Below are 13,951 nucleotides of genomic sequence, written 5' to 3' on the forward strand. Positions count from 1 at the left end.
AGTTCAATTGTGGAATTTAACGTGGCGGTCTGCCACTGCGTCACACTTTGTGGAGTGTAAATGAGAACGGTAAAAAGTTATCCCGAAGCCTGGCCGTTGCATACGCCGTTTGTCATTGCCCGTGGAACCCGGACCGAAGTCAAAGTGGTGGTGGTTGAAATTGAGGAAGATGGCGTAAAAGGCGTCGGTGAAGCGACGCCCTATGCGCGCTATGGTGAAAGCGAAGCATCGGTGCTGGCGCAGATCGCCACGTTGCTGCCCGCGCTGCAAGAGGGCATGACGCGCGAGGCATTACAACAGGCGCTGCCTGCCGGGGCGGCGCGCAACGCCATCGACAGTGCACTGTGGGATCTCGCCGCACATCAGCAGCAGCGCAGCCTCTGGGCGCTTAGCGGTGTGACTGCGCCTGCTGATGTCGTGACCGCGCAGACCGTCAGCATTGATACCCCTGAGGCGATGGCCAGCAGTGCACTCGCACTGTGGCAGCATGGTGCAACACTGCTGAAAATTAAGCTGGATAACAATTTCATTACTGAACGGCTGATGGCCATCCGCGCCGCCGTGCCGGAGGCAACCCTGATTGTGGATGCAAATGAGTCCTGGCACGCTGAAGGCCTGGCTGCACGCTGTCAGCTGCTGGCAGACATTGATGTGGCGATGCTGGAACAGCCTTTACCTGCAGGTGAAGATGCGGCACTGGAGAACTTTATCCATCCCTTGCCAATCTGCGCCGATGAGAGCTGTCATACACGTGAAAGCCTGGCCGCGCTGCGAGGCCGTTATGAGATGGTCAACATCAAGCTGGATAAAGCGGGCGGTCTGACAGAGGCGCTGGCGCTTGCCGATGACGCGCAGCAGCAGGGCTTTGCGGTGATGCTGGGCTGCATGCTCTGCACCTCGCGGGCGATACGTGCTGCGCTGCCGCTGGTGCCGCAGACCCGTTTCGCCGATCTTGATGGGCCGACCTGGCTGGCGGTGGATGCAGAACCGGCGATCACCGTGCGCAGCGGTCGGCTGATTATTGCTGCAAGCGCAGCAAACTAACCATCATCTCAAGATAGGTTTCCGTGGCTTCATCCACGGAAATCACCGGCATCTCAGCGGTCACGCAGGGCAGACTGAGATCGTAACACCAGCTGCCGAATGAGCCAGGCGTGTCATATCCCACGCTGCTGACGCGAGGAAGGCCGGTTTGGCTGGCCAGCCAGCCACCAATCTCCACCTGATGCGGGTCGTCAATACAGCCCAGCGGCTCATGCCAGGAAACGATCCAGGCTGGCTTAAGTTGATGTATCAGGGCACAGAGCGCCAGTGTTTCCGGTTCAGAACCCGGATGCGTGCCGGTTGAGAGCGTGACATCCCGCGCATCGGCAGCGCTGTTCCAGCGATAAACGGTCTCTCCGGGCTGCCAGTTCGCTGCCGGGAAGTTGCGGTTGAGATCGACGCCATTTGCGTTAGCGCGCAGGCCAAGCTGACAGCCATCAGGATTGACTGCCAGCACCACGTGGTGCCGACGCATGCCATCGGGCAGTGTCCGTAACGCAGCAGAAAGGGTGGCGATGGCCGCATTTTCATCACCGTGTGTGCCAGCCAGAATCAGACCGCTGTCGGGGTCACCCAGTGGCGCTGGAAACCACAGCAGCGGCGCGCCGAGCACGGAGCGGCCATACTGCTGATACGAAACGTCAAGTTTGCCGCGAAGGGGACGCGGATGAAGTGGCGACATACAGATTTCCTCAAAGGGTTTTACTCAAAGTAGCGGAAAAGCCGTGTGCGGAAAATAGCTATTTATCTGTCAGCCATTTGCGATAAAGTGCCCTGCACAAGCTACATCGGCAATAGACTGATGCAGCACTTCTTTGGGGTAAAGGAGTGATAATGGTTAAGACCTTTCGTATCACGCTGGCAGCAATCAGTCTGAGCAGCATCCTCACACCCGCCATTGCGGCGAATCTACCCGCTGGCGCGCAGCTGGCCGAACAGCAGCAGATCGTTCGCCATATTAAAGATGAACCCGCTTCACTTGATCCGCTTAAAGCGGTAGGGCTGCCTGAAATTCAGGTGATTCGCGATCTGTTTGAAGGTCTGACAAATCAGGATGCTCAGGGCAAAATCGTGCCGGGCGTGGCACAGAGCTGGAGCAGCAGCGACAACAAAACCTGGGTCTTCACCCTGCGCAATAACGCGCGCTGGTCAAACGGCGAACCGGTCACGGCGCAGGATTTTGTCTACAGCTGGCAGCGGCTGGTCGATCCCAAAAACAGCTCAGGCTCTGCCGGGTTTGCGGGGTTAAGCGGTATTGAAAATGCGGCAGCGATTACCAAAGGCGAAATGACCCCCGATAAACTGGGAGTGACTGCCCAGAGCAAAACCCAGCTGAAAGTGACGCTGGATCGTCCTGTGCCGTGGTTCCCGGCGCTGGTGGCTAACGTGGCGCTCTTTCCGGTGCCGCAAAAAGTCATTGCCCAGCAACGTGACAGCTGGACGGCACCCGGCAAACTGGTCGGTAACGGTGCCTATCAGCTCAGCGAGCGGGTAGTGAACGAGAAAATCGTCCTGACCCGTAATCCTCATTACTGGGATGATGCACATTCGGTGCTGACGAAAGTGACCTTTGTGCCAATCAATGAAGAGTCGAGCGCGACTAAACGTTATCGTGCCAACGACATTGATATCACCGAATCTTTCCCTAAGAACATGTATGCGCTATTAAAGAAAACGTTGCCGGGAGAGGTCTACACACCTGACCAGTTAGGCACCTATTACTATGCGTTTAACACGCAGAAAGGACCAACTGCCGATGTGCGGGTTCGCAAAGCACTGTCCTGGTCTATCGACCGAAACGTCATTGCTGACAAAGTGCTGGGCACCGGTGAGAAACCGGCGTGGCACTTTACGCCAGATGTGACAGCAGGCTTTAAGCCACTGCCCACGTTCATGCAACAGCACGATCAGAACGCCCTGAATGCGCAGGCCAAATCGCTGCTTGCCGCCGCCGGTTACGGTCCGGGTAAACCGCTGAAGCTCAAACTGCTCTACAACACCTCTGAGAGCCATCAGAAGATTGCGATTGCCGTGGCCTCTATGTGGAAAAAGAACCTCGGTGTGGATGTCACACTGGAGAATCAGGAGTGGAAAACCTACATCGACAGTCGTAACAGCGGGAACTTCGATGTGATTCGCGCCTCGTGGGTGGGAGACTACAATGAGCCCTCCACCTTCCTGAATCTGCTGACCTCGGGCAACAGCAGCAATATCGCGCGCTTTAACAACGCGGATTATGATGCAGTTGTCGCTAAAGCCAGCCGTGAAACCAGCGAGCAGGCACGTAACAGCGATTACAACCGTGCCGAGCAGATCCTCGCTGAACAGGCCCCGATTGCGCCCATCTATCAGTACACGAATGGCCGACTGATTAAACCCTGGGTTAAAGGCTATCCCATCACCAACCCTGAAGATGTCGCCTACAGCCGTGAACTGTGGATTGAAAAGCACTAAGCCTGTGGTGGCCGGTTTCCCGGCCACCTGCTGACATCTTTCTTCACAGCCCGGAGATTGCAACTCAACGCCGTCACGTTAGACTGTATCGTATTGATATTAATGGTGAGGGAATGTTGTGGACGTCATTGAAGGAAAAGCATTACAGGTTTCAGATGCCATCATTTCATGCCAGCTGGATGGCAAGGGTGGGATGATCCCGATAGCTGAAGATGAAGTTATCGAGTGTGAGCAGCCCTGCTGGCTGCATCTGAACTATACCCACAGCAAAAGCGCAGAATGGCTGCAGTCAACGCCGCAGATTCCCGATGCCGTGCGTGACGCCTTAGCGGGTGACAGCATGCGTCCCCGCGTCAGCCGGCTGGGCGACGGATTTATGATCGTGCTGCGCAGCGTTAACCACAACACCGATGCGCGTCGCGACCAGCTGGTGGTGATGCGCGTGTTCATCAACGATAAGCTCATCGTCTCGACCCGGCGGCGTAAAGTCTCTGCCGTCGATGAAGTGCTCACCGATTTGCAAAACGGTAACGGCCCGATTGACTGCGGCAGCTGGCTGGTCGATGTCTGTGATGCCCTGACCGATCACACCAGCGAATTTATCGAAGAGTTACATGACAAAATCATTGAGCTGGAAGATGCGCTGCTTGACCAGCGGATGCCCGCGCGCGGCGAGCTGGGCCTGCTGCGCAAACAGCTGATTGTGATGCGGCGTTACATGGCACCGCAGCGCGATGTTTATGCCCGGCTGGCCAGTGAAAAACTGGGCTGGATGGATGACAGTGAACGACGCCGGATGCAGGAAATCGCCGATCGGCTGGGACGCGGACTGGATGATCTGGATGCGGGCGTAGCGCGCACTGCGATTCTGGCTGACGAGGTGGCCTCTGCGATGGCGGAGTCGATGAACCGCCGCACCTATACTATGTCACTGATGGCGATGATCTTCCTGCCCGCTACGTTCCTGACCGGTCTGTTTGGGGTTAATCTGGGTGGCATTCCGGGCGGTGGATGGGAGTACGGCTTCTCTATCTTCTGTCTGCTGCTCGTGGCACTGGCGGTGGGCGTCGCGGGTTATCTGCGTAAACGGCGCTGGCTGTAACGCGGAAAGGTCACATCGGCGGGGGCGTCTGATTTGAGGACGAAAATCCCGCCGGGTGGGATAAAAATCATAATAAGAAAGCAAAAGCTGATCGACATCAAGAACCCAATGCCGCTGCTGACGCAAACTCTCTCCCGCAGGTGAATGCAACGTCAAGCGATGGGCGTTGCGCTCCATATTGTCTTACTTCCATATTTAGAATTATTGCATAGCACAATTAATTCAAAACATGCCGGCCAGTGTGCCGGCTTTTTTTTGCCCGCCTGGCTGGAACGCCAATCCTTTTCTAAACTTAAAGTCCATTCGCAAGAAAAGGAGTACGGCATGAGCGCGATTTACAACAGCGAGCCGATCCCTACGGATCCAGTCCCGATTCCTGAACCGATTCCTCATCCGCAACCCCAGCCTGATCAGCCGACCGATCCGGAATATCCGCCGATAATGGATCCACCGCCGCACCGCAACATATAAAAAAAGGGCGTGCTGCCAGCAGCACGCCCTTAACTTATCAGGTACTTACTTAATCTGAAGCACATCCAGACGTGCGCTGAGGTCCGGTGCATCCTCTTCATCAGCTCGCCAGCCCACAGGCTGCAACGGCAGGGTTTCGCGGTCAAAAGCGAGATCGCCGCCATCAACGACCGCATCGCCATGCTTAATCCCTTTAAAATCGAACAGATTGATATCTGCCAGGTGCGACGGAACGACGTTTTGCATTGCGCTGAACATAGTTTCAATGCGGCCAGGATAGCGCTTATCCCAGTCACGCAGCATATCGGCTACCACCTGCCGCTGCAGGTTTGGCTGAGAACCGCAGAGATTGCACGGGATAATCGGGAACTGACGCGCGTCTGAGAAACGAATGATATCTTTCTCGCGGCAGTAGGCCAGCGGACGAATCACAATCTGCTTGCCATCATCACTCATCAGTTTTGGCGGCATACCTTTCAGTTTTCCGCCGTAAAACATGTTCAGGAACAGCGTCTGCAGGATGTCATCGCGATGGTGGCCGAGCGCGATTTTAGTACAACCCAGTTCAGTCGCGACGCGATAGAGAATGCCACGGCGCAGGCGCGAGCAGAGTGAGCAGGTGGTTTTACCTTCCGGCACTTTCTCTTTGACGATGGAGTAGGTGTCTTCTTCGATAATCCGGTACTCAACGCCCTGTGCCTCAAGATATTGCGGCAGGATGTGCTCCGGGAAGCCAGGCTGTTTCTGGTCGAGGTTAACGGCAATCAGGCTGAAGTTGACCGGCGCACTTTTTTGCAGGCTGCGCAAAATTTCCAGCATGGTGTAGCTGTCTTTACCGCCCGACAGACAGACCATGATGCGGTCGCCTTCTTCAATCATATTAAAATCTGCAATGGCTTCGCCGACGTTACGACGCAGACGTTTCTGCAGCTTATTGAGGTTGTACTGTTCTTTCTTGTCAACCGTTTGATTATCTTGCATTTTTACCTATCTCAAAAACCAGAGAGCGTAGCCGAAGGGCAAATTGCTGTGCGCGTCCAGCCAGACACTTCACTGCGGTGTCACGAATATGCAGCGTATGGTACGGATTGTTGTCGCGAATGCCAGCACTGGAGTGAAGTAATCAGCGGAAAATCGCTGCCGGAGGCATCCGGCAGCGTCTCTCTTTCAAAGCAGATATTGCCGAAAAGGAATGCCGCGAGGAAGATGCTGGTGAGAGCGCGCTTTTACATCCCCAGGAAGAAAGTCTGCTGTATGAGACGATGCCACGCGGGAGAATAGTGCGAGGTCAGCTGGCAGGAACATTTTTCCACTGACAATCAATTTCATCACTGTGTGTTGAGCAGGAAGGGGGGGAGGCCTGGTAAGCATCAGCACGCACATGATCTTTTTTTGCTGTACAACCGGCGATCATAAAAATGACAGAGAGAATGAATAGCGTTTTCATCGGGTCGATTTAATGAGTAAAAAAAGCAGCTTACGCAGTTATTAATCAATACTGATTAAACGGCGTGTTGTCTGTACTTGCCAGATTTGATACGCATCAAATTAAGTCGGATACGAAACCTCACCGGGTTTATTTTGTGACCCGGAATGACTTTTACAATGTCAAAATCTGAAAATCATACTTTGTTGAATATACGTTTGACCAATCAGATAGAGACTGATCCTTATATTGCCGCTGAAGCCTGTGAAACGTTAAATTCAGATTGTTTTGCTTACACACCGCGCCGTTGCTTAAGCCATTGCTGCTCAAGGTGAATATGTATCCATCAGGTTACAATGATCAGTAAATTGTCAGGATGCGGGAAAGGTATTTTGCGTTTGATTTTTTTATTGCAACGTCCTGCGTGGATGCCGTTCGTTTCGCATATTTCGGCAATACAGCATTCCGATGAAGCCGTTTAATGACCGGGTATAAAATAAAAAAATGAATCAGCATTTAACGTCTATGAAATATTCGGATAAAACAGACAAAATAAAGAAATACGGAATCAGATTTATTATGACGCTGCTACTCTTTTTACTTTGCTATGTTGCCGTCATGTATTGCGGGGTTTTGTTGCTGGTTAACCGACACGGTTTGCTGCATTTTCTGCTGCACTAAACGCATTACCGTCAGCCACAGGCTTTAAAAATCCAGCGGTAGGCATGATGCAGAAAATGCCTGAGCACTTCCATTAAATCCTCAGCCCCTTCTTCTGCCAGACATTGTCCGGTCTCCAGCGCATTATTCACTGAATCCCGATGTTCCAGGAGCATCATGATGGCTGCGGCGCCCGCTATCAGCGTAAAAATCAGCATGCTGACTGCGAACCGATATTTAGGCGAAGTACTGGAAAGGGCGTCTTCTGGATGGTCAGAGTTCTGAGGCATTAGTTTCCGGGTAAAATGATTACGTAAATTAACAATAACGGATTATGCCATTACTTCCCGGCAGGCACTACTTTTAAGGTCAGACTCTGCGCATTTTTGATTTTTCAGAAATGGCAGGAGAAGGAGGGCGGTGACTGCCGCTCACCGCCTTCTGCAAGGTTCTTATGTGTTTGTCGCCATGTGTAGTGACGGGGTTGTTCAGCAAACGTTTACATCATCTCCAGTGACTGAACGCCTTTTATCTCAATGACCTTATCGTAGAGGTGCGCATCATTTGACTTGCGGGACAACGTTACCTGTATGCTGAGTTCGCACAGGCCGCTCTCCTCATCTCGATTAATCACCGTCACATTGCCATAACGAATACCTTCCCGCTGCATAACCAGTAGCACCAGCGGCACGCTTTTAGGCTTAAGGAAAACCAGTAACGTATGGTGCTTGCCGATTAAAACATGGCTCAGGCGGCGGAACACTTCCAGCACCACCAGCGCCAGCACTGTGCCATAAATGCCGATCTCATACATGCCGCTGCCGATCACCAGACCAATCGCTGCCGTTACCCATAATCCCGCTGCCGTGGTCAGGCCTTTCACCACCTGCTTCTGAATCATGATGGTGCCTGCGCCCAGGAAGCCCATACCGCTGACGACCTGGGCTGCAATACGACTGGGGTCCAGTGCCACATGGTCGCTGGTGAGCATATCGGCGAAACCATACTTCGACACCAGCATGAACATCGCACTGCCGATACCGACCAGAATATGGGTACGCAGTCCCGCTTCTTTGGCCCGCATCTGACGCTCCAGACCAATCAGGCCGCCAAGAATACCGGCCAGGGCGATGCGAATTAACATATCCATTAACATGGCTTTACTCCGAAATAATAGGAACCGAAAAAGGGTGACAGTTCAGCGATAGCAGGTAAACAAGATAATTCTGCTTGCAAATCACGGTGGAGAATTTTGTAAAAAGCTGTTTCACCTCTCGACCCCTTGTGCTGCCTGACATATGCTGAGCCAGCCTATTATCCCCATTCCCGGAGTCCGATTGATGAAAGCAGCCACCTTTTTGCTGGCCGGTGCCGCATTATTACTCTCTGCCTGCAGTAGCAACAGTGATGATAACGAGCCACCGCAACAAGCCACCGCCGCGCACATCCAGCCTCGTGTGGTGATGTCTTCCCTGGCAGAAAGCACCTGTTCGAACGCAGGCGGAACGCTGGCGTTTTCACATCAGCTGGATGGATCACGTGTGGGCATGTGTCAGTTAGTGAATGGCCGTCGCTGCGATGAGCAGGCGTTAATTGGCGGGAACTGCGCGCGCTGATGAACAGGCCGGATAGCACCGGCCCGCATCATTAGCAGAGAATCGTCAGGCTGAGAGTCGGTTCGGGCACTCTTCACCCCGATCGAGCTGGCTAAGATTATTCAGTGTCGTCTCGGAAATGGCCGTCAGCGCTTCAGCCGTTAAATATGCCTGATGACCGGTAAACAGTACGTTATGGCACGCTGAAAGACGACGGAACACATCGTCCTGAATCACATCATTCGACTTATCTTCAAAGAACAGGCCACGTTCATTCTCATACACATCCATGCCGAGCGCGCCGATTTTCTGCTGTTTCAGCGCGTCAATCGCTGCCTGTGAATCAATCAGCCCGCCACGACTGGTGTTGATGATCATCACCCCATCGCGCATCTGACGAAACGCGTCGGCATTCAGCAGATGATGGTTCTCCGGGGTCAGCGGACAGTGCAGCGTAATGACGTGGGATTCTGTTAACAACGTCTTTAAATCAACATATTCTGCGCCCAGCTCACGCGCCTGCTCACTTGGGTAGGGATCAAACGCCAGCAGCCGCATACCAAACCCTTTCAGAATCCGCATGGTCGCAATGCCGATCTTACCCGTGCCGATAACGCCCGCCGTTTTGTTGTACATGTTAAAGCCGGTCAGTCCGTCGAGCGAAAAGTTCGCATCACGGGTACGCTGATACGCGCGATGAATACGGCGGTTAAGGGTCATCATCAGGCCGATCGTATGTTCCGCCACCGCTTCCGGTGAGTAGGCCGGCACCCGTACGACTTCCAGACCCAGCTCTTTCGCTGCAGCCAGATCGACATTATTGAAGCCAGCGCAACGCAGCGCGATATATTTCACACCCAGCCCGGCCAGCTCTTCCAGCACCGGGCGACTGCCGTCATCGTTTACAAAAATGCAGACAGCATCGCAATCCACTGCGGTTTTGGCCGTGCTCTCTGAGAGTAAAAAGTCAAAAAATACCAGTTCGAAACCAAACTGCTGGTTAACCTGCTCAAGGTATTTCTGATCGTAATGTTTAGTGCTGTAAACCGCGATTTTCATCGTTGTGCTCCTGCAGAGGTGATAAACCAAGGATAACGTTTTCTGACCGACTTTGCTGAAACTGCGTATTTGCGTCCCGTGCACACCTTCACCTCTGGCAGATTACATGCCATCATCGTTGTCAGGATACTGTAAGGAAAAGGATTATGGCTTTTATGCCACGGATGTTCCGGCGACGGCTGGCGGCCGTACTTGCGCTGATTCTCCTGCTGCTCGGCCTGATGTTGACTGTGACGCAATGGCTGCCAAGGCTGGTCGGCATCTGGCTGCCTGAGGATACCCGCATTGAACTGACGGGTGCACCGCGCTGGCGGCAGGGCGGCCTGTGGCTGCCTCAGATTCGTTACCTCGCCGGCGATTGCTCACTGGCAACCGTAAAGGCAGTGTCACTGGGCTGGCATCAGTCGCGCTGGAAGCTGGATGCGGACGAACTGGTGGTGGAGAGCACCTGCCTGCAAAAATTACCCGCCAGTGACGAGAGATCGACAGCCCCCAAAACGCTGGCCGAATGGCAGGCAATGCTACCTGATGCCGATGTTCATCTGAACAAACTTGTCGTGGCACCCTGGCAGGCCTATGCGGGCGCGCTGGACCTGACGCTGGAAAAAGATCGCCAGCAACTTAATTATCAGGGCGACAACCTGCAACTGGCGGCGACGCTGACCGGTCAGCAGCTCGCGATCAGTCGCCTGACGCTTACCCATCCTGCGCTGCCTGAACCCATTACGCTAAGTGGTCATCTTGAGTTACCTGCTTTCGCCACCGATCTGCCGGTGAATGGTGAGGTGGACGGACAACTGGCGCTGGATGCATTACCGCATCCGCTGCAGTTAACGCTCAGCTGGCAGCAGCAGCAGGGCGAGCTGCGCGTGGGGATGATGGATGAGAAAAGGCCGCTTCTCAGACTGCCGTGGCAAATCAGCCGCGATCAGATTCGGATCGAAAAGGGCGAGTATTTCTGGCCTCTGGCGGCTCAGCCCCTGTCTGGATTTATTAACCTGACGCTGGATAACTGGCAGTCAGGCCTTGAAAACAGCCAGATCACGGGGCGCGTTAACCTGCTGACTCAGGGACGTGGCGGTAAAGGTAACGTGGTACTGGGCGTCGGTCCCGGCAACCTGAGTCTGACCAGTAGCCACCTGCCGTTTCAGCTGACCGGTGAAAGCAAGCTGGCCGATCTGCAACTTTTCGGCTCCATTCCGGGCGTGCTCAACGGCTCGCTGCTCGATCCTCACTTAGTTTTGCAACCTAAATCGCTGCTGCGCCTGCGGGGGCGACTGCTCTCTACGCTGGAAGTGGACGAAGCGAGGTGGCCGCTGGCCGGCGTGCGACTCTCCTCGCAGGGTATTGATGGCCGCCTGCAGGCCATTCTCAACGCGCACGATGCCAGCTTTGGCCGCTTCCGGCTGCATCTTGATGGACGCGCCACAAATTTCTGGCCCGATAAGGGCGAGTGGGACTGGCGCTACTGGGGCGGGGGCGAGATGCTGCCGCTGCAGGCACGCTGGGATGTCAAAGGCACCGGCGGCTGGCACGACACGCTGATCCACCTGGATACGCTCTCCACCGGATTTAATCAGCTGGCTTATGGCAGCGTTAACGTCGCAAAACCGCGCCTGACACTGACCGAACCCGTTAAGTGGCAGCGCGATGTGGCGCAACCTTCCTTCAATGGCCATTTCAGACTGCAGGCGGGCCCGACCCACTTCACCTATGGCGGCCGTCTGGCTGATTCCACGCTGGACTTTGAGGCGAAAGGCCGTGATCCCGGCTATTTCGTCTGGCGGGGCGAGTTAAAAGCGGGGAAGGTTGGCCCGCTGCGGGTGAATGGCCGCTGGGACGGTAAACGGTTACGCGGTCAGGCCTGGTGGCCGGCACAGTCGCTGACTGTGTTTCAGCCGCTGCTCAGCCCCGACATGAAAATGCAGATTCAGGGCGGCAGTTTGCAGGCACAGGTCGCATTCTCCGCTGCCAGTAAACAGGGCTTCCAGGCGGGAGGCCACTGGACGGTCAAACAGGGCAGTGTCTGGACGCCGGACAGTCAGGTGAACGGTATCGACTTCTCGCTGCCGTTCAGGTTTCATGAGCAGCAATGGCAGTTTGGTCAGCATGGCCCTGTTTCACTCCGCATTGCCGAGGTGAAGAACCAGTTTGCCATGCAGAATATTCGGGCCGATCTGCAGGGTAACTGGCCGTGGTCTGAACAATCCCCCCTGACTTTACAGGATGTCAGTCTTGACCTGCTTGGCGGACAGATTACGCTGCCAGCCCTGCGTATGCCGCAACATGATCCCGCCCGGGTGTCGCTGCGTAATATCAGCCTCAGCGAGCTGGTGACGGCGCTGAAGCCTAAACAGTTTGCCATGTCGGGTAAGGTTAACGGTGAGTTGCCGCTGTGGTTGAATAATCCACGCTGGCTGGTGGAAAAAGGGTGGATTGCCAACAGCGGTCCGCTGACTTTCCGGCTGGATAAAGATATGGCGGATGCAATTACCCGCAACAACGTAGCGACCGGCGCAGCGCTTGACTGGTTACGCTATATGGAAGTCTCCCGCAGCTGGGCGACAATCAATCTGAATAACCTCGGCGACCTCACTATGGAAGCGCAGGTACAGGGCGTCAGCCAGTTCAGTAACCGTCGTCAGACGGTCAATCTTAACTATCGTCATCAGGAAAACCTCTTTCAGCTCTGGCGCAGCCTGCGCTTTGGCGATAATTTGCAATCCTGGTTAGAGCAACATGCGACTTTGCCATCGAACAAGGACACTTCACCATGAGCCTGAGGCCATTACTGGTTCTGGCAGCCGGACTGCTGAGCATCGGATGCGTGCCACGCATTGAAGTCACGGCACCCAAAGACCCCATCACCATCAATATGAATGTAAAAATCGAGCATGAGATCCACATCAAAGTTGATAAAGACGTGGAAGCGTTACTGAAAAACCAGAGCGGACTGTTCTGAGGAGAGCCATGATGAAACGCATAAGCGCGGCGCTGTTACTTGCCCTGACGATGGCGCTCCCTGCCTGGGCACTGACGCTCGACGAGGCAAGGCAATCAGGCCGTGCAGGTGAAACGCTCTCCGGCTATCTGGCGGCACGTTCGCAGGACAGTGAAACGCTGGCGCTGGTGCAGCGGATTAATGCCGGGCGTCAGCAGGAGTATCAGCGGCTGGCCGGCCAGAACAATCTCTCCACGGCCGATGTGGCCAGCATTGCCGGACAGAAACTGGTGAGCCGTGCCGCAGCGGGAGAGTATGTGCGTGGCATTAATGGTCAATGGCTGAGAAAAGAGGCAGACAGCAGCAACTAACCGGCGAAAAAAAACCGGGCACAGGCCCGGTCTTTGACAGCGTCATCCTGAGATGGCTGAGCGTTATGCGGTCACGATCTGCGTGATAGCGTCTTTCGCTTCGGCGGTCGCTTTGCTGGCCACTTCCGGACCGTAGGCGATGCCTTCAGCAAACACGAACTCAACGTCAGTGATGCCGATGAAGCCAAGGAACAGCTTGACGTAAGGGGTCAGCAGGTCAGTTGGGGTATCTTTGTGAATGCCACCACGGCTTGAGATAACCACTGCGGTTTTGCCTTTAACCAGACCTTCCGGGCCTGCTTCGGTGTAGCGGAACGTCACGCCAGCACGGGCAATCAGGTCGAAATAGTTTTTCAGCTGCGTAGGGATGTTGAAGTTGTACATTGGCGCAGCGATGACGATTTCATCATGAGCCTGCAGTTCTGCAATCAGTTCATCGGACAGATCCAGTGCTTCCTGCTGACGCGGTGAGAGTGGCGTATCAGAAGGACGCATTGCACCCACTAACTCACCATCCAGAACCGGAATCGGGTTAGCCGCCAGGTCACGTACAGTGACTTCTTTACCCTGTGCCTTTGCCTGTTCAACGTAGAAGTCAGCGAGCTGGCTTGACTGTGAGTAGCCTGCAAGGATGCTTGATTTCAGAACTAAAACTTTGCTCATGGTGGTTTCCTGTCTGTTACGCGGAAGACTTTCCGCTCAATGGTTTACACTCTACGGTTATCGATGGCGCGGTGAAAGCGCAATATTTCGAGACCCATGTTCGAATTTATTGAATAAGCGTAACCGGGAGCGGCCGCCTGAACAGTTCAGAATGTGCTATGATAC

The 13,951-nt window shown here is 54.5% G+C and carries 14 protein-coding genes; 8 read left to right on the top strand and 6 right to left on the bottom strand.

Features of this window, described 5'->3' with window-relative positions; all coding sequences use genetic code 11:
- The first annotated feature begins 60 nt into the window (after positions 1 to 60).
- Positions 61 to 1,044: an L-Ala-D/L-Glu epimerase gene (gene ycjG / locus IAI47_RS09450; RefSeq protein WP_008925253.1), complete on the top strand. Its 984-nt coding sequence runs from the start codon at positions 61 to 63 to the stop codon at positions 1,042 to 1,044.
- On the opposite strand, the gene mpaA is transcribed toward ycjG, so the two are convergent.
- Positions 1,019 to 1,726 (bottom strand): murein tripeptide amidase MpaA, encoded by a 708-nt coding sequence (gene mpaA, locus IAI47_RS09455; RefSeq protein ID WP_008925252.1) that lies wholly within the window; start codon positions 1,724 to 1,726, stop codon positions 1,019 to 1,021. The two genes, ycjG and mpaA, sit on opposite strands and share 26 nt — an antisense overlap.
- Positions 1,727 to 1,878: 152 nt before the next feature.
- Here mpaA and IAI47_RS09460 point away from each other — a divergent pair, with 152 nt between their 5' ends.
- The 3 genes from IAI47_RS09460 (at position 1,879) to IAI47_RS22180 (ending at position 5,071) form a co-directional block, all read left to right on the top strand.
- The gene (locus IAI47_RS09460) at positions 1,879 to 3,498 is read left to right on the top strand and encodes an ABC transporter substrate-binding protein (RefSeq protein ID WP_008925251.1); all 1,620 of its coding nucleotides are present in this window, start codon (positions 1,879 to 1,881) and stop codon (positions 3,496 to 3,498) included.
- A gap of 118 nt (positions 3,499 to 3,616) precedes the next feature.
- A complete protein-coding gene (zntB, locus tag IAI47_RS09465; protein WP_003853777.1) occupies positions 3,617 to 4,600 on the top strand; it encodes a zinc transporter ZntB in 984 nt (327 codons plus the stop codon).
- Positions 4,601 to 4,744: 144 nt separating this feature from the next.
- Positions 4,745 to 5,071 carry a hypothetical protein gene (locus tag IAI47_RS22180; RefSeq protein WP_187961283.1) on the top strand — a complete coding sequence of 109 codons (327 nt, stop codon included), beginning with the start codon at positions 4,745 to 4,747 and terminating at the stop codon, positions 5,069 to 5,071.
- A 45-nt stretch (positions 5,072 to 5,116) separates the two neighbouring features.
- On the opposite strand, the gene ttcA is transcribed toward IAI47_RS22180, so the two are convergent.
- The 3 genes from ttcA to IAI47_RS09485 form a co-directional block, all read right to left on the bottom strand.
- Positions 5,117 to 6,052, bottom strand: a complete 936-nt coding sequence (gene ttcA, locus IAI47_RS09475; protein ID WP_008925249.1) for a tRNA 2-thiocytidine(32) synthetase TtcA — start codon at positions 6,050 to 6,052, stop codon at positions 5,117 to 5,119.
- Between the two features lie 1,137 nt (positions 6,053 to 7,189).
- Positions 7,190 to 7,447, bottom strand: coding sequence for a hypothetical protein (locus IAI47_RS09480; protein ID WP_008925248.1), 258 nt, complete (start codon positions 7,445 to 7,447; stop codon positions 7,190 to 7,192).
- 209 nt (positions 7,448 to 7,656) lie between these two features.
- The gene (locus tag IAI47_RS09485; protein ID WP_003853765.1) at positions 7,657 to 8,313 is read right to left on the bottom strand and encodes an MgtC/SapB family protein; all 657 of its coding nucleotides are present in this window, start codon (positions 8,311 to 8,313) and stop codon (positions 7,657 to 7,659) included.
- A 184-nt stretch (positions 8,314 to 8,497) separates the two neighbouring features.
- Between IAI47_RS09485 and IAI47_RS09490 the strand changes: the two genes are divergently transcribed.
- Positions 8,498 to 8,773: a DUF333 domain-containing protein gene (locus IAI47_RS09490; RefSeq protein ID WP_003853763.1), complete on the top strand. Its 276-nt coding sequence runs from the start codon at positions 8,498 to 8,500 to the stop codon at positions 8,771 to 8,773.
- Positions 8,774 to 8,818: 45 nt separating this feature from the next.
- On the opposite strand, the gene IAI47_RS09495 is transcribed toward IAI47_RS09490, so the two are convergent.
- Positions 8,819 to 9,811, bottom strand: a complete 993-nt coding sequence (locus tag IAI47_RS09495; protein ID WP_008925247.1) for a 2-hydroxyacid dehydrogenase — start codon at positions 9,809 to 9,811, stop codon at positions 8,819 to 8,821.
- A 146-nt stretch (positions 9,812 to 9,957) separates the two neighbouring features.
- On the opposite strand from IAI47_RS09495, the gene IAI47_RS09500 reads away from it, so the two are divergent.
- The 3 genes from IAI47_RS09500 to IAI47_RS09510 are packed head-to-tail and all read left to right on the top strand — an operon-like array spanning position 9,958 to position 13,123.
- On the top strand, positions 9,958 to 12,588 hold the full coding sequence (locus IAI47_RS09500) for a YdbH family protein (protein WP_008925246.1): 2,631 nt from the start codon (positions 9,958 to 9,960) through the stop codon (positions 12,586 to 12,588).
- Positions 12,585 to 12,773 carry a YnbE family lipoprotein gene (locus IAI47_RS09505; protein WP_003853757.1) on the top strand — a complete coding sequence of 63 codons (189 nt, stop codon included), beginning with the start codon at positions 12,585 to 12,587 and terminating at the stop codon, positions 12,771 to 12,773. The genes IAI47_RS09500 and IAI47_RS09505 overlap by 4 nt, the downstream gene beginning before the upstream one ends.
- A gap of 11 nt (positions 12,774 to 12,784) precedes the next feature.
- Complete coding sequence (locus IAI47_RS09510; RefSeq protein ID WP_008925245.1) at positions 12,785 to 13,123, top strand: YdbL family protein; 339 nt, start codon at positions 12,785 to 12,787, stop codon at positions 13,121 to 13,123.
- A 63-nt stretch (positions 13,124 to 13,186) separates the two neighbouring features.
- On the opposite strand, the gene azoR is transcribed toward IAI47_RS09510, so the two are convergent.
- A complete protein-coding gene (gene azoR / locus IAI47_RS09515; RefSeq protein ID WP_003853752.1) occupies positions 13,187 to 13,786 on the bottom strand; it encodes an FMN-dependent NADH-azoreductase in 600 nt (199 codons plus the stop codon).
- Positions 13,787 to 13,951: the final 165 nt, after the last annotated feature.

Origin of the sequence: Pantoea sp. MT58 (assembly GCF_014495885.1) — a bacterium.
Taxonomy (GTDB): Bacteria; Pseudomonadota; Gammaproteobacteria; order Enterobacterales; family Enterobacteriaceae; genus Pantoea; species Pantoea eucalypti.

Bases quoted from the DNA above. Each gene is read 5' to 3' on its own strand.
- ycjG (WP_008925253.1), top strand. From the start codon at position 61: ATGAGAACGGTAAAAAGTTATCCCGAAGCCTGGCCGTTGCATACGCCG.
- mpaA (WP_008925252.1), bottom strand. From the start codon at position 1,726: ATGTCGCCACTTCATCCGCGTCCCCTTCGCGGCAAACTTGACGTTTCG.
- IAI47_RS09460 (WP_008925251.1), top strand. From the start codon at position 1,879: ATGGTTAAGACCTTTCGTATCACGCTGGCAGCAATCAGTCTGAGCAGC.
- IAI47_RS22180 (WP_187961283.1), top strand. From the start codon at position 4,745: ATGCAACGTCAAGCGATGGGCGTTGCGCTCCATATTGTCTTACTTCCA.
- ttcA (WP_008925249.1), bottom strand. From the start codon at position 6,052: ATGCAAGATAATCAAACGGTTGACAAGAAAGAACAGTACAACCTCAAT.
- IAI47_RS09480 (WP_008925248.1), bottom strand. From the start codon at position 7,447: ATGCCTCAGAACTCTGACCATCCAGAAGACGCCCTTTCCAGTACTTCG.
- IAI47_RS09485 (WP_003853765.1), bottom strand. From the start codon at position 8,313: ATGTTAATGGATATGTTAATTCGCATCGCCCTGGCCGGTATTCTTGGC.
- IAI47_RS09490 (WP_003853763.1), top strand. From the start codon at position 8,498: ATGAAAGCAGCCACCTTTTTGCTGGCCGGTGCCGCATTATTACTCTCT.
- IAI47_RS09495 (WP_008925247.1), bottom strand. From the start codon at position 9,811: ATGAAAATCGCGGTTTACAGCACTAAACATTACGATCAGAAATACCTT.
- IAI47_RS09500 (WP_008925246.1), top strand. From the start codon at position 9,958: ATGGCTTTTATGCCACGGATGTTCCGGCGACGGCTGGCGGCCGTACTT.
- IAI47_RS09505 (WP_003853757.1), top strand. From the start codon at position 12,585: ATGAGCCTGAGGCCATTACTGGTTCTGGCAGCCGGACTGCTGAGCATC.
- IAI47_RS09510 (WP_008925245.1), top strand. From the start codon at position 12,785: ATGAAACGCATAAGCGCGGCGCTGTTACTTGCCCTGACGATGGCGCTC.
- azoR (WP_003853752.1), bottom strand. From the start codon at position 13,786: ATGAGCAAAGTTTTAGTTCTGAAATCAAGCATCCTTGCAGGCTACTCA.